This is a genomic window from Streptomyces sp. RLB3-17, assembly GCF_007113425.2.
In the GTDB taxonomy this organism is placed as follows: Bacteria; Actinomycetota; Actinomycetes; order Streptomycetales; family Streptomycetaceae; genus Streptomyces; species Streptomyces mirabilis_D.
The window spans coordinates 6,520,688-6,546,427 of sequence record NZ_CP041610.2; the positions used below are offsets into that span (position 1 = coordinate 6,520,688).

The 25,740-nt window shown below is 69.8% G+C and carries 23 protein-coding genes; 16 read left to right on the top strand and 7 right to left on the bottom strand.

Annotation, left to right across the window (positions count from 1 at the left end):
• Positions 1–3: 3 nt before the first annotated feature.
• Both FNV62_RS29600 and FNV62_RS29605 read right to left on the bottom strand, forming a co-directional pair.
• A complete protein-coding gene (locus FNV62_RS29600; protein ID WP_143602554.1) occupies positions 4–861 on the bottom strand; it encodes a MaoC family dehydratase in 858 nt (285 codons plus the stop codon).
• Positions 862–1,112: 251 nt separating this feature from the next.
• Positions 1,113–2,468 carry a 3-oxoacyl-ACP reductase gene (locus FNV62_RS29605; protein WP_143627687.1) on the bottom strand — a complete coding sequence of 452 codons (1,356 nt, stop codon included), beginning with the start codon at positions 2,466–2,468 and terminating at the stop codon, positions 1,113–1,115.
• Positions 2,469–2,554: 86 nt separating this feature from the next.
• On the opposite strand from FNV62_RS29605, the gene FNV62_RS29610 reads away from it, so the two are divergent.
• Both FNV62_RS29610 and FNV62_RS29615 read left to right on the top strand, forming a co-directional pair.
• Positions 2,555–3,868: an acetyl-CoA C-acetyltransferase gene (locus tag FNV62_RS29610; RefSeq protein WP_143652139.1), complete on the top strand. Its 1,314-nt coding sequence runs from the start codon at positions 2,555–2,557 to the stop codon at positions 3,866–3,868.
• A 298-nt stretch (positions 3,869–4,166) separates the two neighbouring features.
• Positions 4,167–6,071 (top strand): AMP-dependent synthetase/ligase, encoded by a 1,905-nt coding sequence (locus tag FNV62_RS29615; RefSeq protein ID WP_097285779.1) that lies wholly within the window; start codon positions 4,167–4,169, stop codon positions 6,069–6,071.
• A gap of 127 nt (positions 6,072–6,198) precedes the next feature.
• On the opposite strand, the gene FNV62_RS29620 is transcribed toward FNV62_RS29615, so the two are convergent.
• Complete coding sequence (locus tag FNV62_RS29620; RefSeq protein ID WP_028805073.1) at positions 6,199–6,402, bottom strand: cold-shock protein; 204 nt, start codon at positions 6,400–6,402, stop codon at positions 6,199–6,201.
• A 343-nt stretch (positions 6,403–6,745) separates the two neighbouring features.
• On the opposite strand from FNV62_RS29620, the gene FNV62_RS29625 reads away from it, so the two are divergent.
• The 5 genes from FNV62_RS29625 (at position 6,746) to FNV62_RS29645 (ending at position 12,130) form a co-directional block, all read left to right on the top strand.
• Complete coding sequence (locus tag FNV62_RS29625) at positions 6,746–7,594, top strand: menaquinone biosynthetic enzyme MqnA/MqnD family protein (protein ID WP_054232137.1); 849 nt, start codon at positions 6,746–6,748, stop codon at positions 7,592–7,594.
• 108 nt (positions 7,595–7,702) lie between these two features.
• Positions 7,703–9,466: a serine/threonine-protein kinase gene (locus FNV62_RS29630; protein WP_143627689.1), complete on the top strand. Its 1,764-nt coding sequence runs from the start codon at positions 7,703–7,705 to the stop codon at positions 9,464–9,466.
• Between the two features lie 2 nt (positions 9,467–9,468).
• On the top strand, positions 9,469–10,389 hold the full coding sequence (locus FNV62_RS29635) for a prepilin peptidase (protein WP_225900417.1): 921 nt from the start codon (positions 9,469–9,471) through the stop codon (positions 10,387–10,389).
• Positions 10,390–10,461: 72 nt separating this feature from the next.
• Positions 10,462–11,676 carry a cyclic dehypoxanthinyl futalosine synthase gene (gene mqnC, locus FNV62_RS29640; protein ID WP_054232140.1) on the top strand — a complete coding sequence of 405 codons (1,215 nt, stop codon included), beginning with the start codon at positions 10,462–10,464 and terminating at the stop codon, positions 11,674–11,676.
• Between the two features lie 7 nt (positions 11,677–11,683).
• Positions 11,684–12,130 carry an imidazolonepropionase-like domain-containing protein gene (locus FNV62_RS29645; RefSeq protein WP_143627691.1) on the top strand — a complete coding sequence of 149 codons (447 nt, stop codon included), beginning with the start codon at positions 11,684–11,686 and terminating at the stop codon, positions 12,128–12,130.
• A gap of 84 nt (positions 12,131–12,214) precedes the next feature.
• On the opposite strand, the gene FNV62_RS29650 is transcribed toward FNV62_RS29645, so the two are convergent.
• A complete protein-coding gene (locus FNV62_RS29650) occupies positions 12,215–13,267 on the bottom strand; it encodes a chitinase (RefSeq protein WP_143627693.1) in 1,053 nt (350 codons plus the stop codon).
• Between the two features lie 391 nt (positions 13,268–13,658).
• Between FNV62_RS29650 and FNV62_RS29655 the strand changes: the two genes are divergently transcribed.
• From FNV62_RS29655 to FNV62_RS29670, 4 genes are all read left to right on the top strand, one after another.
• On the top strand, positions 13,659–13,979 hold the full coding sequence (locus tag FNV62_RS29655) for a hypothetical protein (RefSeq protein ID WP_308314074.1): 321 nt from the start codon (positions 13,659–13,661) through the stop codon (positions 13,977–13,979).
• A 19-nt stretch (positions 13,980–13,998) separates the two neighbouring features.
• On the top strand, positions 13,999–16,404 hold the full coding sequence (locus FNV62_RS29660) for a bifunctional polysaccharide deacetylase/glycosyltransferase family 2 protein (RefSeq protein WP_143627695.1): 2,406 nt from the start codon (positions 13,999–14,001) through the stop codon (positions 16,402–16,404).
• A 1-nt stretch (position 16,405) separates the two neighbouring features.
• Positions 16,406–17,776 (top strand): acyltransferase family protein, encoded by a 1,371-nt coding sequence (locus FNV62_RS29665; protein ID WP_143627697.1) that lies wholly within the window; start codon positions 16,406–16,408, stop codon positions 17,774–17,776.
• A gap of 71 nt (positions 17,777–17,847) precedes the next feature.
• Positions 17,848–18,543, top strand: coding sequence for a demethylmenaquinone methyltransferase (locus FNV62_RS29670; protein WP_054232146.1), 696 nt, complete (start codon positions 17,848–17,850; stop codon positions 18,541–18,543).
• Between the two features lie 120 nt (positions 18,544–18,663).
• Here the strand turns inward: FNV62_RS29670 and FNV62_RS29675 are convergent, their stop codons facing one another.
• A complete protein-coding gene (locus tag FNV62_RS29675; protein WP_054232190.1) occupies positions 18,664–18,996 on the bottom strand; it encodes a PASTA domain-containing protein in 333 nt (110 codons plus the stop codon).
• A 124-nt stretch (positions 18,997–19,120) separates the two neighbouring features.
• Complete coding sequence (locus tag FNV62_RS29680; protein WP_060901543.1) at positions 19,121–19,627, bottom strand: GNAT family N-acetyltransferase; 507 nt, start codon at positions 19,625–19,627, stop codon at positions 19,121–19,123.
• Between the two features lie 98 nt (positions 19,628–19,725).
• Here FNV62_RS29680 and FNV62_RS29685 point away from each other — a divergent pair, with 98 nt between their 5' ends.
• Positions 19,726–21,021: a geranylgeranyl reductase family protein gene (locus FNV62_RS29685; RefSeq protein WP_054232148.1), complete on the top strand. Its 1,296-nt coding sequence runs from the start codon at positions 19,726–19,728 to the stop codon at positions 21,019–21,021.
• Positions 21,022–21,161: 140 nt separating this feature from the next.
• Here FNV62_RS29685 and FNV62_RS29690 read toward each other — a convergent pair whose 3' ends face one another.
• A complete protein-coding gene (locus FNV62_RS29690; RefSeq protein ID WP_054232149.1) occupies positions 21,162–21,998 on the bottom strand; it encodes a C40 family peptidase in 837 nt (278 codons plus the stop codon).
• 725 nt (positions 21,999–22,723) lie between these two features.
• Between FNV62_RS29690 and FNV62_RS29695 the strand changes: the two genes are divergently transcribed.
• From FNV62_RS29695 to FNV62_RS29710, 4 genes are read left to right on the top strand one after another with little or no spacing between them, the layout of a single operon-like run.
• Positions 22,724–23,083, top strand: coding sequence for an NADH-quinone oxidoreductase subunit A (locus FNV62_RS29695; RefSeq protein WP_007383963.1), 360 nt, complete (start codon positions 22,724–22,726; stop codon positions 23,081–23,083).
• 14 nt (positions 23,084–23,097) lie between these two features.
• Entirely contained in the window at positions 23,098–23,652 is a 555-nt protein-coding gene (locus FNV62_RS29700) for a NuoB/complex I 20 kDa subunit family protein (protein WP_003998928.1), read from the top strand.
• The gene (locus tag FNV62_RS29705) at positions 23,649–24,389 is read left to right on the top strand and encodes an NADH-quinone oxidoreductase subunit C (protein WP_143602559.1); all 741 of its coding nucleotides are present in this window, start codon (positions 23,649–23,651) and stop codon (positions 24,387–24,389) included. Before FNV62_RS29700 ends, FNV62_RS29705 begins: the two co-directional genes overlap by 4 nt.
• Entirely contained in the window at positions 24,386–25,729 is a 1,344-nt protein-coding gene (locus FNV62_RS29710; RefSeq protein WP_054232151.1) for an NADH-quinone oxidoreductase subunit D, read from the top strand. Before FNV62_RS29705 ends, FNV62_RS29710 begins: the two co-directional genes overlap by 4 nt.
• Positions 25,730–25,740 lie beyond the last annotated feature (11 nt).

Genomic DNA, 25,740 nt, shown 5'->3' on the forward strand with positions numbered 1-25,740 from the left:
TCTTCACCGTATGGGCTGTAGGTCGCCCGTCAGATGCAGGCGTCCGGAGTCCGTGCCGCGGAGCTCGAACGCGGGGCCGTCGGCGGCGTAGGTGACCGTGCCCGGGAGGAGGACGGGGGCCTTGAAGTCGGCATGCAGACGTACCGCGTCCTGGGGGCCCTGTTCCGCGAGGCAACGGGCCACCGTCCACATGCCGTGCGCGATGGCGCGGGGGAAGCCGAACAGGCGGGCGGTGAGGGGGTGCAGGTGAATGGGGTTGCGGTCCCCCGAGGCGGCGCCGTATCGCCGCCCCACGTCACCACCGAGCCGCCACTCGGCACGGACGGGGAGGGGCGTGCCGTCGCCCGGCTCCCGTGGGGGCGTGGACGTCGGCTCCCCGGCCGTCCGGTGCCGGGCGAGATAGGCACTCCTCGACTCCCACACCAACGTGCCGTCGACCCTCGCCTCGGTCACGACGCAGGCCTGCGTCCCACGGTGGTGGGGTTCCAGCCCCGCTACGCGCACGCCGAGTTCGTACGTCTCCGAGGCCGCCAGTGGCTGCCGCTGGGTGATCTCGATCGAGGTGTGGACGAGCCCGAGCAGCGGCAGCGGGAACGAGCGGCTCGCCATGATCCGCATGGCGAGCGGAAACCCGAGGACGTGCGGATACGTCACCGGCAGCGCGTCCGCCCCCGTGGCGAACCCGCAGACCCGCTCGTAGGTGGTGAGCCGGGCGAGATCGATACGGACGTCAGGGAGAACGAGACGGGTCGGCGGGACGTGGGCGTCCGGGCGCGGCCGCCGCTTCAGGGGGGAGAACAGGGCACCTCGGGCCAGGAGAGGGGTGAGGGCCGGGGGAGCGGTGAGGGTGAGAGTGGTCATGGGTTCCTCCCGGGAGGCTGTGGTGGGGTGGTTCGTCGACTGCGGGCCGGAGGGGGCTGAGCGCGCAGTTCCCGGCGCCCCCAAAAACGCTGGGCGAGCGGCGCCGGCGGGGGCGAAGCCCCCCGCTCAGGGGCGCGGGGAACTGCGCGACCAGCCCCCACCCACCCGCAGCCAAAAGGCCGCCCCACGGGGTCTGGGGCGGAGCCCCAGAGGGATGGGACGGGTAGGGGCGGCGGGGGCGAACGAACCCCCTACGCCCCCAGCAGACTCTGGCCACACACCCGAACCACCTGCCCGTTCACGCCCCAGGACCCCGGCCCCGCGAGCCACGCGATCGTCTCGGCGACATCGACCGGCAACCCCCCTTGCCCGAGGGAGTTCATCCGTCGCCCCGCCTCCCGAACGAACAACGGCACGGCCGCCGTCATCTTCGTCTCGATGAACCCGGGCGCGACGGCGTTCACCGTCACCCCGTGCTCGCCCCACCCCCGCGGAGCGAGCGCCCGTACGAACCCCACGACCCCCGCCTTACTGGCCGCGTAGTTGGTCTGCCCGACGTTCCCGGCGATCCCGGCGATCGACGCGGTGGCCACGATCCGCCCCCCACGCCGCACCACCCCGTCACCCAACAGCACATCCGTCGTCCGCAGCACACTCGCGAGATTCACGTCGAGCACCGACCCCCACCGCTCCGCGGGCATGTTGGCCAGCTTCCGGTCCCGTGTGATCCCGGCGTTGTGGACGAGAACGTCCAGCCCGTCGGGCAACGCCTCCCCGATCCGTGCCCCCGCGTCCGCGGAGGTGATGTCGAGCGCCAACGCCCGACCGCCGTCCAGCCGTGCGGCGACCACGTCGAGCTCGGCCGCCGCGCCGGGCACGTCCAGACACACCACCCGCGCCCCGTCCCGCGCCAGGGTCTCGGCCACCGCCCGTCCGATCCCCCGCGCGGCCCCGGTGACGAGGGCGGTCCGCCCGGCGAGGGGCCGCGCCCAGTCCTCCGGCACGGACATCTCACCGGCGCCACCGTCACCACCGGCGACACGGACCTCGATCACCTGCCCACTGACATACGCGGACCTGGGCGACAGCAGAAACCGGAACGTGGACTCGGCACCGGCCACGGAACCCGCCGCCGCCCCCACGATCCGTACCGACGTCACCGTCCGCCCCCGCCCGATCTCCTTCCCCAGAGACCGCACGAACCCCTCCAACGCCTGCTGCGCCGCCGCCTGATGGTGATCGGCGGGGTCGAGGGCGGCGCCGAGCACCACCACCCGCCCACCGTCGGCGACCGACCGCACCACGGGATGAAGCGCCGCGTGCACCTCGGCGAGCGCCTCCACGTCGGCGACTCCGGTCGCGTCGAGTACGACCCCGGCGGGCCGCTGTGCCGTCGCCTCCGTCCGCACCTCGAGCCCCGTCCGGGCCAGCACGGCGGCCATGTCGTCCAGCGTCGACTTCCCGGCCGTCAGGAGCAGCAACGCCCCCTCCAGGGTGGGCCGTTCGGGCGACCAGCGGTGCAGCGCGGCCGGCTGGGGCAGCCCGAGCCGGCGGGTCAGAAAGCGACCGGGTGCGGTGCCGGTGAAGCTCAGATAGCGGTCCGCCATTGTCCAACTCCCAGCTCGGACGTAAATTTACTCCAGAGTAAGGTTACCCAGGGTAAGGCTACGTGAAGGATCAGGAGCAGGTCGAGATGAGCCCCCGCAATCCACCGAGAGCAAGCACCGCCGGAACGCTGTCCGGGACGCGCCCCGTCGCGGTCGTCGGCGGCGCCCGCACCCCCTTCGCCCGCTCCGACGGCCCGTACGCCACCGCCTCCAACCAGGAGATGCTGACCGCGACGGTCGACGGCCTGGTCGAGCGGTACGGGCTCGAAGGGCCGGGGGCGGTGGGCGAGTTGGTCGCCGGGGCCGTCCTCAAGCACAGCCGCGACTACAACCTCGCCCGCGAGACCGTCCTCGGCTCGAAACTCGACGCGCGCACCCCGGCGTACGACATCCAGCAGGCCTGCGGAACCGGCCTGCAGGCCGTCGTCGCCGCCGCGAACAAGATCACGCTGGGCCAGACCGAGTCCGCGATCGTGGGCGGCGCCGACACCGCCAGCGACGCCCCGCTCGGGGTCAACGACGAGCTGCGCCGCATCCTCCTGGAGGTCCGCCGCGCCAAGTCGCCCGGCGCCCGCCTCCGGGCCCTGGCCCGCGTCCGCCCCTCCCACCTGGTCCCCGACATTCCCCGCAACGCCGAGCCGCGCACGGTTCTGTCCATGGGGGAGCACGCCGCCGTGACGGCCCGCGCGTGGGGGGTGACCCGCGAGGCGCAGGACGAACTGGCGGCCGCCAGCCATCAGCGGCTGGCGGCGGCGTACGAACGGGGCCTGTTCGACGACCTCGTCGTCCCGTTCCGCGGCCTGACCCGCGACCAGAACCTCCGCCCGGACTCGACGCCCGCCGAACTGGCCGCGCTCAAGCCGGTGTTCGGCACCGAACAGCCCCACCCCACCATGACCGCGGGCAATTCGACCCCGCTGACGGACGGCGCGGCCACGGTGCTCCTGGCGAGCGACGACTGGGCCGAGGCGCGGGGTCTGGCTCCGCTCGCCCACCTGACCGCCTACGAGACCGCCGCGGTCGACTTCGTCGAGGGTGACGTCGTCGGCGGCGAGGACGGCCTGCTGATGGCCCCCGCGTACGCCGTCCCCCGCCTCCTGGAACGCGCCGGACTCTCCCTGGGGGACTTCGACTTCATCGAGGTCCACGAGGCATTCGCCTCCCAGGTCCTCGCCACCCTGGCCGCCTGGGAGAAGCGCGGCCTGGGCACGGTCGACCGCTCCCGCCTCAACGTCGCGGGCTCCTCCCTCGCCACCGGCCACCCCTTCGCCGCCACCGGCGCCCGCATCGTGGCCACCCTGGCCACACTCCTCGCGGAACGCGACACCCCCGGCCGAGGCCTCATCTCCCTCTGCGCGGCAGGCGGCCAGGGAGTCACGGCCATCCTGGAACGCCACTGACGACGGCGCCCTCCAATGCCGCCCGCCCCGGCGCTTTTAGGGGCGCGGGGAACTGCGCGACAAGCCCCCACCGGCCCGCACTCGAAAAACCACCTACACCCGAAACCCCGTACCGGAGGTAACTCGCACCCCGCCCGCCCCAGACACCCACAAACCCCACACCCCAGCCCCGTACGATCCCGGTCACCCCTGCCTTGTTGAAACTCGCATGAACCCCCCACGCCCCAGGCACGTATGAGGCTTTGCGCCCCCAACCCGCCTCATACCGACCGGGTCCTGGTAGCCAAGGAGCCGCTCCATGTCCACCCAGCCCAGCCCGTACGACTCCCCACCCTCCCTCGTGGAGCCCGAGATCAGGCGGCTGGACGGAGTGGTGCGCGAGGTGTCCGTGCCACGCCTCGTCGGTCAGGTGACCCACGGCTCGCTCGCGGACATCCCGTTCGACAACGCGGCCGTGGCCCCGAACGCGGCGGTCCTCAGCAGGAAGAACGCCGAGGGTGCCTGGGAGGACGTGACCGCCACCGAGTTCGCCGCGCAGGTGCTGGCGGTGGCGAAGGGCCTGATCGCCGAGGGCCTGGCGCCCGGCGACCGTATCGCGATCATGGCGCGGACGACGTACGAGTGGACGCTCCTGGACTTCGCGGCCTGGGCTGCGGGCCTGGTCACCGTCCCCGTCTACCCCACCTCCTCCGTCTTCCAGGTCCGCTGGATCCTCCAGGACTCCGGAGCCGTCGCCCTCGCCACGGAGACGGTGGCGCAGGCGTCCTCGCTCGGCCCGGAACGCGACCGGATCCCCGACCTGCGGCACATGTGGGTCTTCGAGAAGGGACACCTGGAGCGGCTGGCCGAGCTGGGCCAGGACATCCCGGACCAGGAGGTCGCCGTGCGCCGTGGGGTGCTCGGCCCCGACACGCTCGCCACCCTCATCTACACCTCGGGCACCACCGGCCGCCCCAAGGGCTGCGCACTCACCCACGGCAACTTCTTCGCCGAGATCGACAACGCGATCGAACTGCTCTACCCGATCTTCAAGGCGAAGACCTCGGACGCCGCGTCGATGCTGCTCTTCCTCCCCCTCTCCCATGTCTTCGGGCGGATGGTCGCGGTCGCCTGTCTGCGCGCCCGGGTGCGCCTGGGCCATGCGCCGAGCCTGAGTACCGAGGACCTGCTCGCGGACCTGGCGAGCTTCCGCCCCACCTTCCTGCTGGCCATCCCCTATGTCCTGGAGAAGGTGTTCAACACCGGCCGGGCCACGGCCGAGAAGATGGGCCGCGGGTCCTCCTTCGACCGCGCCGCGCGCATCGCGTGCAGCTACGGCGAGGCGATCGAGGCCAAGCAGCACGGCACCGGGCCGGGTCCCTCGCGCTCCCTGCGCGCCGCCCGCGCCCTCTACGACCCCCTGGTCTACCGCCGTATCCGCAACGCGCTGGGCGGCAAGGTCCGCTACGCGATCTGCGGCGGCTCCCCGCTGGGCCGCCGTCTCGCCGCGTTCTACGCGGGTGCCGGCATCGAGATCTTCGAGGGGTACGGCCTGACGGAGGCCACCGCCGCCGCGACCGTCACGCCCCCGCTCAAACCCCGACTGGGCACGGTGGGCTGGCCGCTGCCGGGCACCCGGGTACGGATAGCCGGGGACGGCGAGATCCTGCTGGGCGGCGAACAGATCTTCCGCGGCTACTGGGACCCGAACGCGGGCGGCGTCGTCGACGCGGCGCCGGACGGCTGGTTCGCGACCGGTGACATCGGCGAACTGGACGACGGGGGCTACCTCACCATCACGGGCCGCAAGAAGGAGATCCTGATCACCGCGGGCGGCAAGAGCGTGGCCCCCGCGCCCCTGGAGAACTGGCTCCGCTCGCACCCGCTGATCGCCCAGTGCATCGTCCTCGGCGACCGCCGCCCCTACGTCACGGCCCTCATCACCCTGGACCAGGACGGCGTCACCCACTGGCGCCAGATGATCGGCAAGCATCCCGTCCCGCCGGAGCTCCTCATGGACGACCCGGAGCTGAACGTCATCCTCCAGCGCGCGATCGACGAGGCCAACAAACTCGTCTCCCGCCCCGAGTCCATCCGCCGCTTCGCCGTCCTCCCGGGAGACTTCACGGAACTGGCGGGTCACGTGACCCCCACCATGAAGCTGAGGCGGGCGGCGATCGAACGTGACTTCAGCAAGGAGATCGAGGAGCTGTACGTGCGGTAGGAACGCACCGCCGACAGGAGAGGACAGGGGAGGACAAGGCAGGAGCCCCGCGACCGGCTGGCGCGGGGCTCCTTGGGTACTGCGATCCGTTCCGGATCAAAGCATTGGGCTCATGAAGCCCGCAGACTCAGATCGGGGTGACGTTCTCCGCCTGCGGGCCCTTCGGACCCTGCGTGACGTCGAAGGAAACCGACTGGTTCTCTTCGAGAGAGCGGAATCCGCTCGCGTTGATCGCGGAGTAGTGGACGAAGACGTCCGGGCCGCCGCCTTCCTGGGCGATGAAACCAAAGCCCTTTTCGGCGTTGAACCACTTCACGGTTCCGGTAGCCATAAGCCCTCCTTGGGCCCAAAGGGTTGCCCTGCTCCAGAACCTGCGATTGTGTAAACAACTGCATACGTCTGAAAACGACGAGAGCCCGCGGTCACATGCTCCGCAGGCTCTGTACTGCAAGGGAAACCAAACTGCAACTTGCGGCGAGCCTAGCACGCAGGCAGCCGAAAGCAATAGGGGGCAAGATCACGTCACCCGGATGTTTGACCCGCATGGCGGATGGGTTGACGAGGGTGGTGTCGACTCGCTGTCGCAAGGGTTGACACAAGGGGGCGGAAGGGTTTCTGAAACGCGCGGGGACCCTGGAGACTGCACGGTACTCCATGGGGTCTAGCCTCGCGATGTGGACAATTACCGCACCCGGCCGCGCGTCGGCCACATCCAGTTCCTGAACTGCCTGCCCCTCTACTGGGGGCTCGCGAGAACGGGCACGCTCCTCGACTTCGAGCTCACCAAGGACACCCCGGAGAAGCTCAGCGAGAAGCTGGTGCAGGGCGACCTCGACATCGGGCCCATCACGCTCGTCGAGTTCCTCAAGCACGCCGACGAGCTGGTCGCCTTCCCGGACATCGCGGTCGGCTGCGACGGTCCGGTGATGTCCTGTGTGATCGTCTCGCAGGTCCCGCTGGACCAGCTGGACGGCGCCCGGGTCGCCCTCGGCTCCACCTCTCGTACATCCGTTCGGCTTGCGCAGCTGCTGCTGGCCGAGAGCGTGGGCGTCCAGCCGTCCTACTACACGTGCCCGCCCGACCTCAGCCTGATGATGCAGGAGGCCGACGCCGCCGTCCTCATCGGTGACGCGGCGCTGCGGGCCAACCTCCTCGACGGGCCGAAGTTCGGTCTGGAGGTGCACGACCTCGGCACGCTGTGGAAGCAGTGGACGGGCCTGCCGTTCGTCTTCGCCGTGTGGGCGGCCCGCCGCGACTACCTGGAGCGCGAGCCCGTCGTCACCCGCAAGGTGCACGAGGCCTTCCTCGCCTCCCGGGACCTCTCGCTGGACGAGGTCTCCAAGGTCGCCGAGCAGGCGGCCCGCTGGGAGGCCTTCGACGAGCGGACCCTGGAGCAGTACTTCACCACGCTCGACTTCCGCTTCGGCGGCCCGCAGCTCGCGGCCGTACAGGAGTTCGCCCGGCGGGTCGGCTCGACCACCGGCTTCCCGACCGACGTGAAGGTCGAACTGCTGACTCCCTGAGACCGCCGGGACGTCGTGAACCCGCGGGGGTGTTCGGGACCCCGCGGGGGCGTACGGAACTACCCTGCTGGGCAGTGCGTCCGTGCGTACGGGGGAGGTGGGAGCGCCATGCAGCCGCTCGGAGTGGATGAACCCACGGTCGTGGGGCCCTACCGGCTGCTCGGCCGGCTGGGCTCCGGCGGCATGGGGCGGGTGTACCTGGGCCGCAGCGCGGGCGGGCGGACGGTCGCGGTCAAGATCGTGCACCCGCACTTCGCGCTCGACGAGGAGTTCCGCGCCCGCTTCCGCCGTGAGGTCGAGGCCGCGCGACGGGTGGGCGGCGCGTGGACGGCCCCGGTCCTCGACGCGGATCCGGAGGCGTCCGTGCCGTGGGTCGCGACCGGCTACGCGGCCGGTCCCTCGCTCGCCGCGGCGGTCGCGGACGCGGGCGGTCCGCTTCCGGCGCATTCGGTACGGGTGCTGGGCGCGGGCCTGGCCGAGGCCCTCACGGCGGTCCACGCACTGGGCCTCGTCCACCGTGACGTCAAGCCCTCCAACGTCCTGCTCACCCTCGACGGCCCCCTCCTCATCGACTTCGGCATCGCCCGGGCCACCGACGGCACCGCCTCACTCACCTCGACGGGCGTCTCCGTCGGCTCCCCCGGTTACATGTCCCCCGAGCAGATCCTCGGCAAGGGGGTCACGGGCGCGGCGGACGTCTTCTCCCTGGGCGCGGTGCTGGTGTACGCGGCGACGGGCGAGTCCCCGTTCCCCGGTGACTCCTCGGCCGCCCTCCTCTACAAGGTGGTGCACGAGGAACCCCGGCTCGGCTCCCTGGACGGGGAGCTACGAGAACTCGTGGCCGCCTGCCTCGCCAAGGACCCGGCGGGGCGGCCGACCCCGGGTGAGGTGGCCGGACGCCTGGCCCCCGAGGGAGCGGCCCGGCTGGTGACCGCCGGGTGGCTGCCGGGGCCCCTGGTGGAGCAGGTCAGCCGCAGCGCGGTGCAGCTGCTGAACCTGGAGGCGGCGGAGGTGACGCCGTCCGGGCCGGTGGGGTTCAGCAGCCCTTCGGTGGGCACGGACTCCGGGGCCGGGACGCCGCCGCCCGGCGGGGTGTTCGGTCCGCCGCCGACCATGCCGCCGTACGCCATGCCGACGTACGTTCCGGGGCAGCGCGATGTCCAGGACGCGGTCGCGGCGCCGACGGTCCACCCGAGCACGCCCGCGGCCGACCCCGGCCGCAAGGATCATCAGGGTCGCCAGGACCGGCGAGAGCACCGGGAGGATCACCCGGGCAAGCTCTCCGTCAGCATGGCCGCGACCTCGGCCCCCGGTGCGAACGGTCGTGGCCGCAGGGTGAGTTGCACGCTCGCGCTGGCCGTGGCGGGAGCGCTGGCCGCGGTGACCGTGGGCTCGGTGTTCATGTTCCATCTGCTCCCGGGCGGCGGTGACGACAACTCGGCCTCCAGCGGCTCCGATTCCGCGGCCAGCCCTCCGGCGGCGACACCGAGCGTCGCCGGTTCGGCCGGCGCGACGCTCGCCTCCGTGCCCGCGCACTACCTCGGCACCTGGTCGGGCGACGCCTACGCGCTGAACGGGAAGCTGCCCGCGGGCACGTTCCGGGTCACCCTCCACCAGGCCGCCGTGGGCAAGGAGTTGGGCACGTTCCGGTCGACCGATCTGATCGGCGGCAACTGTGACGACGTACTCGTCCTGAAGAAGGTCACGGACACCCAGCTCACCGCGACGAGCATCGCCAAGACGTCCAACCCCGGCACCTGTACGACCGGTAGCCACGAGGTGCGGCTGATCCCCGCCGGGGGCGACCTCAAGTACGAGACGGACAACGCGGACGCGGGCGATCCGGTGGCGCGCATGGCGAAGGCCGAGTAGCCGTGGACCTCGAACTCTGGTCCGTCCGGCCGCTGTGGCTGACCGTCCTCGCCGCCCTCTGGGGCGCGGCGGCGGGACTGCTGGTGCCGCGGGCCGCCTACCGGTTCGCGGTGGAGCCGGACGAGGCGTGGCGGACCCGGTGCCCCGACGGACACGTCCTCACCGGCGCCGCGGGCGGCTGGCTCGGCCTCGCCCGCTGCCCCGACTGCGCCCAGGACCTTCGTGACTTTCGTACGTCGAGGTCGGCGCCCGGGGACGCGGGGCGCGTGTCCGGTGATGCGGGCCGCGTGCCCGGAGACGCCGGGCGGGCGCCGGGCGGTGCGGGGCGGGTGCCGGGCCGTGCGGGGCGGATGCCGGGCGACGCCCCGACGGCGTACCGCTACGGCCCCGGCACCCCGCTGGTCGCCCTCGCCACCGCGGGGGCCTGCGCCGGTCTCGCCCTCGCCACCGGCGCCCGCCCCGAACTGGCGGTCTGGCTGCTGCTCGCGCCGCTCGGCGTGCTGCTCGCGGTCGTGGACTTCCGGGTACAGCGCCTGCCGGACGTCCTGACCCTCCCGCTCGCGGGCCTGGCGCTCGTACTGCTGGGCGTGATGGCCCTCGTACCGGAGCACGCGGGTGAGTGGCCGACCGCGCTGTTCGGATCGCTCGTGCTGGGTGGCGCATACTTCCTCCTCTTCCTCGTCAACCCGAACGGCATGGGCTTCGGGGATGTGAAGCTCGCGCTGGGAATCGGGGCCGTGCTCGGCTGGTACGGATGGGGGACCGTGGTGCTCGGCACCTTCGCCGGGTTCCTGTTCGGCGGCCTGTACGGGCTGGGGCTGGTGCTGATGCGACGCGCGGGGCGCAAGACGTCCATCCCCTTCGGACCGTTCCTGATCGCGGGGGCGTACGTCGGGCTGCTGATCGGGGCGTACGCGGCCTGACGTCGGGCCGCGGGCGGGGCTGGCGTAGGCTGGCCGGGTCCGTCCAGAACCCTTACGAAAGGGACGCTCCCGGTGACCGAGAAGGCCGACCTCACGTCTTTTGATGTCACAGCCGTCCTCGACCGTGCTGCCGCGGGTGGGCGGATCACCCCCGAAGAGGCGCTCGTCCTCTACCGCGACGCCCCGCTGCACGCCCTGGGCGCCGCCGCGGACGCGGTACGCCGCCGCCGGTACGCGGGGACCGAGCACATCGCCACGTACATCATCGAGCGCAACATCAACTACACGAACGTGTGCGTCACGGCGTGCAAGTTCTGTGCCTTCTACGCGGCTCCCAAGGACACCGCCAAGGGGTGGACGCGCGACCTCGACGACATCCTGCGCCGCTGCGCGGAGACCGTCGAACTCGGCGGTACGCAGATCATGTTCCAGGGCGGACACCACCCGGACTACGGCGTCGAGTACTACGAGAAGCACTTCGCCGCGATCAAGGCCGCCTACCCGCAGCTGGTCATCCACTCCCTCGGCGCGTCCGAGGTCGAGCACATGGCCCGCATCTCCAAGGTGAGTGTGGAGGAGGCCATCCAGCGGATCCACGCCGCCGGCCTCGACTCCTTCGCGGGCGCCGGTGCCGAACTCCTCCCGGCCCGCCCCCGCAAGGCGATCGCCCCCCTCAAGGAGTCCGGCGAGCGCTGGCTGGAGATCATGGAGACCGCGCACGGGCTGGGCGTCGAGTCGACGTCCACCATGCTCATGGGCACCGGCGAGACCAACGCCGAGCGCATCGAGCACCTGCGGATGATCCGTGACGTACAGGACCGCACGGGCGGCTTCCGCGCCTTCATCCCGTACACCTACCAGCCCGAGAACAACCACCTGAAGGGCCGCACGCAGGCGACGCTCTTCGAGTACCTGCGGATGATCGCGATCGCCCGGCTGTTCATGGACAACATCGCCCACATCCAGGGCTCCTGGCTCACCACCGGCAAGGAGGTCGGCCAGCTCTCCCTGCACTACGGCGCGGACGACCTCGGCTCGATCATGCTGGAGGAGAACGTCGTCTCCTCCGCCGGCGCCAAGCACCGCTCCAACCGCATGGAGATCATCGACCTGATCCGCAAGGCCGGCCGCGTGCCCGCCCAGCGGACCACGACGTACGAGCACATCGTCGTCCACGACGACCCGGCGAACGACCCGGTCGACGAGCGCGTCATGTCCCACATCTCGTCCACCGCGATCGAGGGCGGCACGGCGCACCCCGAGCTGAAGCTGCTCGCCTCCAACTAGCCCCGCCGTGCTGACGATCCACACCGCCGACGAGCTGCGCGTCAGCTGGGACGCGGACCCGCTGAAGGACGGCGCGGTCGCCGTGGAGGGCGACCGGGTCGCGGGCACCGGCCCGCTGGACGTGCTGCTGGAGCGCTTTCCGGGGGCGCGGGTCCGCAGCTGGCCCGGGGCCCTCGGGCCGGCGCTCGTCCACGAGGGCCCACTGCCCGAGGCGCCGTCCCCCAGGGAGCGGCTGCACGCCGTCCTGAAGTCGGGCGCCACCGCCGTACTGCAGCAATACGCCGACACCCCCGACCTCCGCGCGGCGGCCTCCCGTAACGAGGTCGCCGTACTCCCGCGTGCAACAAAGACCGAGATCACCGACACCGGTCGGGCCGACTTGGCGGTCTTCGACGTGGACGGAGCATGCATCGCGACGGTGTGCGCGGGCCGCCTGGTACACAGACGCCGCTGAGTTCTGGAGCCGCGTGCACTGGAGCGCCCCTTAGGGGCGCGGGGAACTGCGCGACCAGCCACATCGAACCTGCAGCCAAAGAACTCACCCAGCGAACGCCTGTGCAAACGCCCCCGAACTCTGCGAAACGCCACTGCAATTGGTGGCCGCATTGTCCGAAGAAGCGTCATCACTCGAACACTGCTGATCCCGGAACGTCGACCACATCGACACCCAAGCGATCTTCTTCGACTCGGCGAACGCACGGACCTGCGCCGCGTCCGAGAGGCTGAACGTCTCATTGGCCACGTCGTTGTCCCCGATCATCGACGTCAACGCGAGCCCCTGCCAGGCCCCCGCACTCGACAGCCCGAACACATCCTGCACTTGATCGTGGGTCGCCTTGGCGGACGTCTCGGCGTAGTCGCCCATGTCCCCGGAGTACGAACTCCCGTAATTCATGGTCATGATGTTGACCGTGGAGACCTTCACGGAGTTGTCGTTGGCGGACTCCAGCAGCGCCAGACTGTCCGAATCCAGCCCGGACGGCATGACCGGCAGCGTGAAGGACACCTTCAGGTCACCGCGCTCCTTCTGGAGCAGCGCGATCGCCTTGGACCGCAGCGCCACCGACGCGGAGTCGGTCAGCGCGTCCCCCTCGATGTCGAAGTCGGCCTGGGTGGAGCCGGCGGCGTCGAGCGCCGCCCCGTACGCCGCCGCGAGCGCGCTCGCGCTGCCGCAGACCTCCGCCAGCTCCTTGCCGGACGCTCCGCCGAACGAGACACGCACACTCGCGCCGGACTCCTTCAGCGCCGAGATCCGGGACTTCACGGCCGCCTTGTCGATGGCGTCCGTGCCGTTCCACTTGGCCGTGCAGGTGGTGCCGTCGGAGATCACGAAGGCCAGGTTGTACGTGCTCGGAGACCCCGTCGAGTCCGTCGCGGAGGCCTCCGTGGCGCTCACGTAGGGCGCGTACGAAGTGCTGGACGAGGTGCTGGAGGAGGACGCGCTCTCGGAGGGCGCCGCACTCGTCCGCGGGGCCCGGGAGGTCTGCGCGGGCGCCGCGTCCGTGGTGCCCGTACCGCCGGAAGAGCACCCCGCCGCCGCCAGAGCAAACAGGCAGGTGAGCCCGGCAGTCGGCCTCAGATAACCCCTCATTGCGTATGCACCCGCTCTCGTGATTTCTGTCTCAGGACCGAAACAAAGTGCGATTCGGGAGTTCCAAGGTGGCACATCCGAGAGTGATTCCCGAATACAGGAAGCGCATGGGAAACCCATGAGTAGCGGTACGCGAATCGGGCAAGCCGGGCCGCGAATCGGTACACAAGGGGAATATGTATCGACCTTGAGCTGCGCGGATGTTCAAGGATTCTCTCAGGGAATGGACAGCTTGGGCCAAGTTTCATGGGCGCCTCACATGAGAACCAGAGAATTGGCCACATAAAGGAGCCCTAATATCCGGGGAATGCAATCCGAGTCAGCCATCGAAAACCACAGTCAAGGGCGCGGCCGCCGCCGCAAACGCGGCAACGCGTCCGAAGACGGTCCCGTGTTCGTTGACAACTCCGGGCGCAGAGCACGTCTGCTGCGCAGGTTCGGCATGCTCGTCGGCGCCGTCTGCTTCGGTTACGCGGTCGTCCTCGGGATGGCCTTCATGGGCTGGGGCACCTCGCTGACCCCGTCCTCGCTCTTCCCGTTCAGCGGCGGCCAGGCCGGCTCCGCACCCGGGGGCAACCTTCGGCCGCAGGGCGGCGAGGCCCCCACCGGCAGGCCGACCGGCACCCCGCCGTCGGGCCTGCGCACGGGCACGGCCCCCTCCTCGGCCGCTTCCCCGGCCGCATCCGCGTCCGCTTCCACCGGCGCCAACTGACCGGAACGGACCCACCTCCATGACTTCGACGACGCCTTCACGCGGCCGCCGGCGCGCCCCCACCAAGATGGAGCGGGCGGCCGGCAAGGCCGCGGCGCTGCAGAAACCGCGCGTGATCCTCGCCCTGCTGCTCCTGCTGGGGCTCACCAGTGTGATGCTGCTCGACGGCTATCTGCGTTCCGAGATCGGCAACGACGCGCGGGTGCGCGACGGCGCGGCCTACGACAAGGTGCCGCAGAAGATCCTCGACGGCGGTCCGCTCCTGACGTTCACGGGCGGTACGGCCAAGACCCAGTCCGTTCCGAAGAAGACCATCGTGCTCACCTTCGACGACGGTCCGACCCCGACCTGGACTCCCCAGATCCTCAAGGTGCTCGACGACAACGACATCGAGGCCACCTTCTTCATGGTCGGCTCGATGGTCTCCCGCTATCCGGGCGTCGTGAAGGACCTCGTGGACCAGGGCAACGAGGTCGGCATCCACACCTTCACCCACGTCGACCTCTCCTACCAGGGCACGGGCCGGCTCCAGCGCGAGCTGAAGCAGACCCAGCTCGCGCTCGCGGGTGCGGCGGGGATCACGACGACGCTGTTCCGGGCCCCGTACTCCTCGGAGATCAACGCCGTCGACAACTACAGCTGGCCCGTCTACAAGGAGATCGGCAACCTCGGCTACACCAGCGTCTTCGTCGACACCGACAGCGACGACTGGAAGAAGCCGGGCGTCTCGAAGATCGTCCAGTGGGCCACGCCGAAGGACAACGAGGGCGCCGTCGTCCTCATGCACGACGCGGGCGGCGACCGCTCGGAGACGGTCAAGGCGCTCGACACGTACATCAAGAAGATGAAGGCGAAGGGGTACTCCTTCACCACCGTCAGCGGCGCGATGGCGAAGCTGAACGGGGCGCCGAACGGTGCGGGCCGCACGGGCGCCACCGGTTCCGGACAGGCCGTCGAGGCCGGGGTGGGACAGACCGGTGCGGGTGCGGGTGCCGGGGCGAGTGCGGGGGCCGGTGCCGGCGCGCTGGGCGAGCAGCCGGGCGGCGCGCAGTCCGCGCCCGGTTCGGGCTCCACCAACTCCTCCTCCAGCAACTCCTCCAACAAGGTGAACGTCGAGCAGTCCGGCCAGCAGAAGGCCACCGGCTCGACCCTCTACGAGGGCAAGGCCCTCGTCTACGCGGTCGCGGTCGCCGAATGGGTCCTGCCGCTGCTCTCCTGGCTGCTGCTGGTCGTCGGCGTCTCCGTCATGGGGCGCTTCGGGATGATGCTGATCCTTGCCCGCCGCCACTACAGACAGCGCAACAGGAAACGCGGCAAGGGCGGCAAGTTCAGCTGGGGGCCGACGGTCACCAGGCCGGTGACGGTGATCGTGCCCGCGTACAACGAGAAGGAGTGCATCGCCAACACGCTCCACTCGCTGGCGCAGAGCACCCATCCGATCGAGATCATCGTCGTCGACGACGGCTCCACGGACGGCACCAAGGAGATCGCCGAGTCGCTGGGCCTGCCCAATGTCCGGGTCATCCGCCAGGAGAACGCGGGCAAACCGGCCGCCCTCAACAACGGTGTCCGCAACGCCAGTTACGACATCGTCGTGATGATGGACGGCGACACCGTCTTCGAGCCGGACGCCGTGCACCAGCTCGTCCAGCCCTTCGCGGACCCGGGCATCGGCGCGGTCGCGGGCAACGCCAAGGTCGGCAACCGCAACACCGTCATCGGCGCCTGGCAGCACATCGAGTACGTGATGGGCTTCAACCTCGACCGCCGCATGTACGACCTGCTGCGCTGCATGCCCACCATCCCGGGCGCGATCGGCGCGTTCCGCCGCGACGCGGTCCTCGAGGTCGGCGGCATGAGCGAGGACACGCTCGCCGAGGACACCGACATCACCATCGCGATGCACCGCGCGGGCTGGCGGGTCGTCTACCAGGAGCACGCCAGGGCCTGGACGGAGGCGCCGAGTTCGCTCAAGCAGCTGTGGTCGCAGCGCTACCGCTGGTCGTACGGCACCATGCAGGCGCTGTGGAAGCACCGCAAGTCCCTGACGGACAAGGGCCCGTCGGGCCGCTTCGGCCGCATCGGCATGCCGCTCGTCGTGATCTTCCAGATCATCACGCCGGTCCTCGCTCCGCTCATCGACGTGTTCACCGTCTACTCGATGATCTTCGTGGACTTCTGGGCCTCACTGCTGGCCTGGCTGGCGGTGCTGGTCGTCCAACTCGTCTGCGCCGCCTACGCGTTCCGCCTCGACCGCGAGAAGTACCGCTACCTCGCGATGCTGCCGCTGCAGCAGCTCGCATACCGCCAGATGATGTACCTCGTCCTGATCCACTCCTCCGTGACCGCCCTGACCGGCGGCCGCCTCCGCTGGCAGAAGCTCAAGCGCACGGGTGAGGTCGGGACCCCGGCAGGAGTGAGCTGACATGAGCTGGGGCTCGGAACAACAGGGGCAGCAGGGGCAGCAGGGGTACGGCTACGGGTACGGGCAGCAGGTGCCGCCGCAGCCGTACGGACAGGGATACCCCCAGTACGACCAGGGATACGGGCCGCCCGCGCAGCCCGTCCAGTACGAGCAGCCCTGGCAGTACGTTGCCGAAGAACCGCGAGCGGCGGCCTCGAACACCATCCAGATGGACCCGGTCCAGGCCGAGCCCCGGACGGAACCGGAACCGGAACCGGGGTCGGTGCCGGAACCAGAACCAGAACCCGGTTCCGAACCCGGTTCCGAACCCGAACCGGATGCCGGGCCCAGGCCGAAGGGCGGCGGACGCGACCGCTACTTCGACGCGCTGCGCGCCATCGCGCTGGTCCGTGTCGTGGCGTACCACACCTTCGGCTGGGCCTGGGCCGGCCTGGTCTTCCCGTCGATGGGCGTGATGTTCGCGCTCGCCGGCTCACTCATGGCCAAGTCCCTCGAACGCCCCGCGCTCAAGGTGGTCAAGAGCCGGATGCGACGGCTGCTGCCGCCCTTCTGGTTCTGGGGCTTCTTCGTCGTGGTGGCGATGCTGATCCACGACTGGATGCCGGGCTGGCAGATCGTCTTCTGGATCGTGCCGGTCGGCGACCCGCCGGGCAACCAGTGGGGCATCCAGGCCTGGGAGATCCTCTGGTACCTGCGGACGTACCTCTGGTTCGTCCTGATGTCCCCGCTGCTCCTGAAGGTCTTCCGCAAGGCTCCCCTCCCCGTCCTGCTCCTCTCCCTCGCCCCGATCCTGGTCTTCCAGTACGCCTGGCAGCCTCCGTACAACCGCTTCGGCAGCGGCCTGACGGACTTCGCCACCTTCCTGTTCTGCTGGCTGGTCGGCTTCGCGCACCGCGAGGGCGTCCTCCAGCGGCTCAAGCCCGCCCTGGTGATCCTGGCGTCACTCGTCCTCCTGGCGTACGGCGGCTGGTACGCCTTCGCGCACCAGGCGGAGTTCGGTACGTACGACCTGGACGAGGTCCCCGTCGCGCAGACCTTCTGGTCGGCCGGCTTCGTGACGCTGCTGATGTACTTCAAGGCGTACTACGACGTCGACTTCGCCTGGCTCGCCCGCTTCAAGCGGCTCGACCGGACCGTGACGATCTTCAACGGGCGCGCGGTGACGATCTATCTCTGGCACGAGATCGCCCTCGTGCTCGCGGTCCCGCTGATCGACCAGTTCTGGAACGTGCCCGCCTTCGAGAAGTGGCTGCCGCTGGAGAGCCAGTGGTTCCTGTTCGGCATCGGCTGGGTGCTGATCTGGGTCGCCATCCCGCTGGTCGGCTGGGTCGAGGACGTGGCCGCCAAGAAGAAGCCGAAGCTGCTCCCCTGAAGGGGCGTGTGAGACCGGCGTACGGGCCGGGCGCCGCAGAGTCGCCCGGTCCGTGCTGCCACAATGGGGGAGTGACCCGCGCATCCCTGGACAAGCAGCCGCACGAAGTCGCCTCGATGTTCGACGACGTGGCGGAACGGTACGACCTGACGAACGACGTGCTGTCGCTCGGCCAGGACCGGGTGTGGCGCAGGGAGGTCGCGAAGGCGGTCGACGCGCGCCCCGCGCAGAAGATCCTGGACCTGGCGGCCGGTACGGCGACCTCGTCCCTCCCCTTCGCCCGCACCGGCGCGTACGTCGTGCCCTGCGACTTCTCCCTCGGCATGCTGCGGGTCGGCAAGAAGAACCACCCCTGGCTGCCGCTGACCGCGGGCGACGCGACGAAGCTGCCCTTCAAGGACGACACCTTCGACGCGGTGACGATCTCCTTCGGCCTGCGCAACGTCCAGGAGACCGACACGGCGCTGAGCGAGCTGTACCGCGTGACCAAGCCCGGCGGCCGGGTAGTGATCTGCGAGTTCTCGCACCCCACCTGGGCGCCGTTCCGCACGGTCTACACCGAGTACCTGATGCGCGCGCTGCCGCCGGTCGCCCGTGCCGTGTCCTCCAACCCCGACGCGTACGTCTATCTCGCCGAGTCCATCCGCGCCTGGCCGAACCAGCCCGAGCTCGCCGAGAAGCTGCGCAAGGCCGGCTGGTCGAAGGTGGCCTGGCGGAACCTGACGGGCGGCGTGGTGGCCCTGCACCGGGGCTTCAAGGCCGCCTGACGCGTCCTCCGGGCAGGCGCCGTCCCCCGGGCAGGCGCCGCCTGACTCCTCTTCCGGGCGAGCGTCGGCTGACGCGCTCTCCGGGCGAGCTGCCGCTCCCGGTTCCGGAGAGCGGCTCTCTCACCTGAGCACCTCGAACGGGTCCCCGGGCTCGTCGAGCTCGCGGCGCATGCCGCCCGACGGCGGACCCGGCAGTCGCGGCTCCCGCACACCCGCGCCGCCCTCCGCGTCACCGAGGTCGAACCACACGGTGACCACGGCCCCGCGCGGCACCTCGGAGCCGGGCGGCGGATATTGGCGTACGACGTAGTCGACGACGGTGAGATGGAAGTCGGGCCGGTCGGGCGCGGCGAGCAGCACACCTCGCGCGTCGGCCGTCTCGCGTGCGTCCACGGCCATCAGGCCGATGAGTCGCGGCACGCGCACTTCGGGTGTCTTGGGTGTCAGGCGCACGGACGTCACCCCCAGCGGTACCGGAAGGGTAAGCCCGGGCCCGGCCCTTCCGGAAGCCGTCGGGTGGCTGCCGGAAACCGTCGGGGTGGCTGCCAGAAACCGTGAGGCGGCCTTCCGGAAGCCGTCAGAGAGCGAGGCGGTAACAGTGCGCGGGCTCGGCCGTCGCGGGATGGGTGAAGGCCTCGGCCAGTTCCATGCCGACGCGTCGGGTCACGGCGATGGAGCGCTCGTTGCCGGGTCTGACCACGGCGACGACATCCGAGACGCCCGCCGCGCGCACCCGCTCCAGGGTGGTGAGCGCGGCGGCGGTGACGTACCCCTTGCCCCAATGCGCCCTGCCGAGCCGCCACCCGATCTCGATCTCGCCCTTCGGCCCCCACTCGCGCGGCCACGGCTGCGCCCCGGTGAAGCCCAGCACCTCACCCTTGGCGTCGACCAGGGTCCACAGACAGAAACCGAGTTCGGCGTCGTGCCTGCGCTGCCGTGCGGTGAGCTCCTCGTACACCGACAGTTCGGCCGCCTTCCCACCGTGGAACTCCATGACCTCGGGGTCGGCGAAGATCCGATGCCAGGCGAACGCGTCCTCGTCGGTGGGGACACGCAGCCGTACGTCGGGGAGAGCTCGGTTCACGGGGCAACCCTTCAGCCAGGTGATCAGTACCGCTGCATAGACTGCCCATGTCCAGTGCCCGTCAGCACGCAGATTTCGAGTCTTGGGGAGACCCCGCCGTGACCGAGCCCCAACCCCTCTCCGAAAACACCGCAGATGTGATCGTCGTCGGGGCTGGACCAGCCGGTTCCACGACCGCGTACTACCTGGCGAAGGCCGGACTCGACGTCCTGCTCCTGGAGAAGACCGCGTTCCCGAGGGAGAAGGTCTGCGGTGACGGCCTGACCCCGCGCGCCACCAAGCAGCTCGTCTCCATGGGGATCGACATCTCCGAAGAGGCCGGCTGGCTGCGCAACAAGGGCCTGCGCATCATCGGCGGCGGCGTCCGCCTCCAGCTGGACTGGCCGGATCTCGCCTCCTACCCGGACTACGGACTCGTCCGCAAGCGCGACGACTTCGACGAGCAGCTGGCCCGGCAGGCGCAGAAGGCGGGCGCGCGGCTGTACGAGCGCTGCAATGTCGGCGCCCCCATCATCGACGACCGCACCGGCCGCATCACGGGCGTGCACGCGAAGCTGGGCGACGCGGGGGAGAAGCGCGAGGTCACCTTCCACGCTCCGCTGGTCGTCGCCGCCGACGGCAACTCCACCCGCCTGTCCCTGGCGATGGGCCTGCACCGCCGCGAGGACCGCCCGATGGGCGTCGCGGTCCGTACGTACTTCACGTCCCCGCGCCACGAGGACGACTACCTGGAGTCCTGGCTGGAGCTGTGGGACCGACGGGGCGCCGAGGACCGCCTGCTGCCCGGCTACGGCTGGATCTTCGGCATGGGCGACGGCACCTCGAACGTCGGCCTCGGCGTGCTCAACACCTCCGACTCCTTCAAGGAGCTGGACTGGCGCGAGGTCCTGAAGGCCTGGTGCGCGTCCATGCCGGAGGACTGGGGCTACACGCCGGAGAACATGACCGGTCCGATCCGCGGTGCCGCCCTCCCCATGGCCTTCAACCGCCAACCGCACTACACCAAGGGTCTGCTGCTGGTCGGCGACGCCGGTGGTCTGGTCAACCCCTTCAACGGCGAGGGCATCGCCTACGCCATGGAGTCCGGCCAGATCGCCGCGGACGTCATCGTGCAGGCCCACGCCCGCTCGACGCCCACCCAGCGAGAACTGGCCCTCCAGCGCTACCCCCGTGTCCTCAAGGACACCTACGGCGGCTACTACACCCTCGGCCGCGCCTTCGTGAAGCTCATCGGCAACCCGAAGGTCATGAAGATCGCGACCCAGCGCGGCCTGACCCACCCGCTCCTGATGAAGTTCACCCTCAAGATGCTCGCGAACCTCACGGACCCGACCGGTGGTGACGCGATGGACCGCATCATCAACGGCCTCTCGAAGGTGGCACCGAAGGCCTGACGCCCTCACGGGGTCGCCCTGGGCCCGGGCGACCCCGGCGACCTCCGGGGGGGCGGTCCAGGCCCCCAGGACAGCACGGCGAGGCCGCCACCCACTCGGGTGGCGGCCTTCACGCCGTATGACTCACAAGGTCCCGCGACTCAGAGAACGCGCACCGCGCCCGTGGCCGGGTAGCCCGAAAGGTCCTGAATCACCACACCCTTGGAGGGGTTGGCCGCGTCCAGGTACTGGCCGTTACCGATGTACACACCCACGTGGTACGCCGCACCGGCCGAACCCCAGTACAGGATGTCGCCGACCTGGATGTTGGACAGCGAAACCGGCGTACCGGACGTCGACTGGTCCTGCGAGACGCGCGGCAGGTCGACACCGACCTGCCGGAACGCGGCCTGCACGAGGCCGGAGCAGTCCCAGGCGTTGGGGCCCGTACCACCCATCACGTACGCGTCGCCGACCTGAGCCTTGAGGAAGGCGATGACGGTGGCGACACTGCCGCTGGCCGGGGCGGAGACGGTCGAACTCGAGGAGCCCGCGGAGCTGGACAGGACGGTCCGCGTGGACGACCGGGAGGCGGCCTGGGCGGCCGCGGCCTTCCGCGCGTCCTCGGCCTTCTTCTTGGCCTCGGCCTTCTTCTTGGCGTCCGCGAGGTCCGCCTTGGCCTGCTTCGCGGCCTTTGCGGCGGCCGCGTCGCGCTCGGCCTGCAGCTCGTAGTTCGCAGCGGCCTGCTGCGTGGCGTCCGCGGACTGCGCCAACTGAGTGGCCAGGTCGGCCGTCAGGGTGGGCAGTTCGAGGGTCTGGGTCACGGGCTCGGCGGCGTTCGCCGAACCAGCCGCACCGGCCACGGCCAAGGTGCTGAGAACGCCACCGGCAACTCCGGCGCGCATCGCTAGCGTCGACGCGTTGCGGCGGGGCTTCCGGTGGTTGCGTATGTGAGCGGTGTGGGACATGGGTACAACCGGTATCAGGGACTCCCTCATACCTTCAAGAAACGTGTGGTGCGCCACAGTTGTTCAATCCGCGGCCGAATCCGGGGCGCGTCACTCTTTATTGACGCCGTAACGGGCATTCCGGACAGAGATGATCAAGCCTGTGATCATGCACTTTCCGCATTACGTCCGAATTGCCCTCTGCCTACCATTGGTTGCAGCCTGTGGCCAAGGCCGGCTTATCCGACCCATAGGTCGATGTGACACAGGTCACGGAACGGTCACCGGGCCAGTGGCGTCTCGCGCGCACCTCGCGACTCCCCCCGTACTCGTGAACGCATGCACGCGCCGATGCTCGTCCACACCGTCCACACCCCTCCCCCTGATGTGTGAACGCGCTCCTCTATCAAGCCCCCGCGTCCAGCACCAATTTGCATGCGTCGGAAGTCTCTTGATATTGAGACGCCGCCCTGGACCTGTGGTGACGAGCGGAAATGTCACATCTGGTGATCGCACGGACGCTTCGCGTATGAAGATCACCGCTCATCCGACTTCATGATCGTTCGTCAGGTGGTGGAGATCACAAAGCTTGTGCAATACCCCGTGTCGCAGATCACAGACCGGCGGGCATAAGATGCGAGGCAGTTGGGCTTGTGACCTGCTTCACATGTACGCGATCTTCGTCGGGACGCACGGGGTTCGTGGGACGGGTGGGGCGGAAGTGCTTGCCTGACACAACCGCCAGCAGTCAGTGCCGACTGAGAGGAGCGAGGAGCGTGAACGCGTATGCGCCGATCCTCGTACTGGGAGCCCTCGGGGCAGGCTTTGCGATCTTCTCCGTGGTCATGGCCACGCTTATCGGTCCAAAGCGATACAACCGGGCCAAGCTCGAGGCCTACGAGTGCGGTATCGAGCCGACCCCCACGCCGGCCGGCGGCGGGCGCTTCCCCATCAAGTACTACCTGACGGCGATGCTCTTCATCGTCTTCGACATCGAGATCGTCTTCCTCTACCCCTGGGCCGTCACCTTCGACGCCCTGGGTGTTTTCGGGCTCGTGGAGATGCTGCTCTTCGTGCTCACCGTCTTCGTCGCGTACGCGTACGTATGGCGGCGCGGCGGCCTGGAATGGGACTGAGGGGCCTTTAAGACATGGGACTCGAAGAAAAGCTGCCGAGCGGATTCCTGCTGACCACCGTCGAGCAGGCCGCGGGCTGGGTGCGTAAGGCGTCCGTCTTCCCCGCCACGTTCGGACTCGCGTGCTGCGCCATCGAGATGATGACGACCGGCGCGGGCCGCTACGACCTCGCGCGCTTCGGCATGGAGGTCTTCCGCGGCTCACCGCGCCAGGCCGACCTCATGATCGTCGCCGGCCGCGTGAGCCAGAAGATGGCGCCGGTGCTCCGGCAGGTCTATGACCAGATGCCCAACCCCAAGTGGGTGATCTCCATGGGGGTATGTGCCTCGTCGGGCGGAATGTTCAACAACTACGCCATTGTGCAGGGCGTCGACCACATCGTCCCGGTCGACATCTATTTGCCCGGCTGTCCGCCGCGCCCCGAGATGCTGATGGACGCGATCCTCAAGCTCCACCAGAAGATCCAGACCTCCAAGCTCGGCGTGAACGCCGAGGAGGCGGCCCGCGAGGCGGAGGAAGCGGCGCTCAAGGCGCTCCCCACCATTGAGATGAAGGGCCTGCTGCGGTGAGCGACGCGAACGGCAACGGGGTGAACCCCGAGAAGGACCTCGGCGCCTCGAACCTCCCCGGCCAGCGCGGCGAGGGCGGTGAGGAGATCCGCGTCCAGCGCGGCATGTTCGGCGCCAACAACGGTGGCGACACCACCGGCTACGGAGGCCTGGTCCGCTCCATCCGGCTGCCCGGCCCGGCCACCCGCCCCTACGGCGGCTGGTTCGACGAGGTCGCCGACGAGCTGGAAGGCGCCCTGGAGGAACAGGGGCTCGTCCCCGACAACGCCATCGAGAAGACGATCGTCGACCGCGACGAGCTCACCTTCCACATCGAACGCGAGTACCTGGTCCGGGTCGCCCAGACCCTCCGCGACGACCCGGCCCTGCGCTTCGAACTGTGCACGGGCGTGAGCGGAGTGCACTACCCCAGCGACAAGGGCCGGGAGCTGCACGCCGTCTACCACCTGCGCTCGATCACCCACAACCGGCTGATCCGCCTCGAGGTCAGCGCCCCCGACGCCGACCCGCACGTCCCCTCGCTCGTCTCCGTCTACCCGACGAACGACTGGCACGAGCGCGAGACGTACGACTTCTTCGGCCTGATCTTCGACGGCCACCCGGCACTGACGCGGATCATGATGCCGGACGACTGGCAGGGCCACCCGCAGCGCAAGGACTACCCCCTCGGTGGCATCCCCATCGAGTACAAGGGCGCCCAGATCCCTGCTCCGGACCAGCGGAGGTCGTACTCATGAGCACGCAGACCCCTTCTTCCGGCGCGTCCGCCGCGGCGGCGCGGGAGACGACCGAGGGCACCGTATATACGGTCACCGGTGGCGACTGGGACGAGATCGCCCAGTCCGCGGCGAAGTCCGACGACGAACGCATCATCGTCAACATGGGCCCGCAGCACCCGTCCACCCACGGCGTGCTCCGGCTCATCCTGGAGATCGACGGTGAGACGGTCACCGAGGCCCGCTGCGGCATCGGCTACCTCCACACCGGCATCGAGAAGAACCTCGAGTTCCGCACGTGGACCCAGGGCACCACGTTCGTGACGCGCATGGACTATCTGACGCCGTTCTTCAACGAGACGGCCTACTGTCTCGCCGTCGAGAAGCTCCTCGGCATCGAGGACCAGATCCCCGACCGCGCCACGATCATCCGCGTCCTCCTGATGGAGCTGAACCGACTCTCCTCCCACCTGGTGTGCATCGCCACCGGCGGCATGGAGCTCGGCGCCACCACGATCATGATCTACGGGTTCCGTGATCGTGAACTCATTCTCGACATCTACGAGCTGATCACCGGCCTGCGGATGAACCACGCGTACATCCGCCCCGGCGGACTCGCCCAGGACCTGCCGCCCGGCGCGGTGGACCAGATCCGCGAGTTCGTGAAGAAGATGCACAAGAACCTTCCCGAGTACGACAAGCTCGCCACCGGGAACCCCATCTTCAAGGCACGTATGCAGGACGTCGGCTACCTCGACCTGGCCGGCTGCATGGCCCTCGGCGCCACCGGCCCGATCCTGCGCTCCGCGGGTCTGCCGCACGACCTGCGCAAGGCCCAGCCGTACTGCGGCTACGAGACGTACGACTTCGAGATCCCGACCGCCGACACCTGCGACTCCTACGGGCGCTTCCTGATCCGCCTGGAGGAAATGCGCCAGTCGCTGCACATCGTCGAGCAGTGCCTGGACCGGCTGCAGCCCGGCCCGGTCATGGTCGCCGACAAGAAGATCGCCTGGCCCGCCCAGCTCGCTCTGGGCCCCGACGGTCTCGGCAACTCCCTCGACCACATCAAGAAGATCATGGGCACCTCCATGGAGGCCCTGATCCACCACTTCAAGCTGGTGACCGAGGGCTTCCGCGTCCCGCCGGGACAGGCGTACGCGGCGGTCGAGTCGCCCAAGGGCGAGCTCGGGGTGCACGCCGTGTCCGACGGAGGCACCCGCCCCTACCGGGTCCATTTCCGCGACCCGTCCTTCACCAATCTGCAGGCCATGGCGGCGATGTGCGAGGGCGGCCAGGTCGCCGACGTCATCGTCGCCGTCGCGTCCATCGACCCCGTGATGGGAGGCGTCGACCGGTGACCACCACCCCC

Bases quoted from the DNA above. Each gene is read 5' to 3' on its own strand.
- FNV62_RS29600 (WP_143602554.1), bottom strand. From the start codon at position 861: ATGACCACTCTCACCCTCACCGCTCCCCCGGCCCTCACCCCTCTCCTG.
- FNV62_RS29665 (WP_143627697.1), top strand. From the start codon at position 16,406: ATGAGCTGGGGCTCGGAACAACAGGGGCAGCAGGGGCAGCAGGGGTAC.
- FNV62_RS29605 (WP_143627687.1), bottom strand. From the start codon at position 2,468: ATGGCGGACCGCTATCTGAGCTTCACCGGCACCGCACCCGGTCGCTTT.
- FNV62_RS29710 (WP_054232151.1), top strand. From the start codon at position 24,386: ATGAGCACGCAGACCCCTTCTTCCGGCGCGTCCGCCGCGGCGGCGCGG.
- FNV62_RS29700 (WP_003998928.1), top strand. From the start codon at position 23,098: ATGGGACTCGAAGAAAAGCTGCCGAGCGGATTCCTGCTGACCACCGTC.
- FNV62_RS29615 (WP_097285779.1), top strand. From the start codon at position 4,167: ATGTCCACCCAGCCCAGCCCGTACGACTCCCCACCCTCCCTCGTGGAG.
- FNV62_RS29630 (WP_143627689.1), top strand. From the start codon at position 7,703: ATGCAGCCGCTCGGAGTGGATGAACCCACGGTCGTGGGGCCCTACCGG.
- FNV62_RS29660 (WP_143627695.1), top strand. From the start codon at position 13,999: ATGACTTCGACGACGCCTTCACGCGGCCGCCGGCGCGCCCCCACCAAG.
- FNV62_RS29620 (WP_028805073.1), bottom strand. From the start codon at position 6,402: ATGGCTACCGGAACCGTGAAGTGGTTCAACGCCGAAAAGGGCTTTGGT.
- FNV62_RS29690 (WP_054232149.1), bottom strand. From the start codon at position 21,998: ATGAGGGAGTCCCTGATACCGGTTGTACCCATGTCCCACACCGCTCAC.
- FNV62_RS29610 (WP_143652139.1), top strand. From the start codon at position 2,555: ATGAGCCCCCGCAATCCACCGAGAGCAAGCACCGCCGGAACGCTGTCC.
- FNV62_RS29650 (WP_143627693.1), bottom strand. From the start codon at position 13,267: ATGAGGGGTTATCTGAGGCCGACTGCCGGGCTCACCTGCCTGTTTGCT.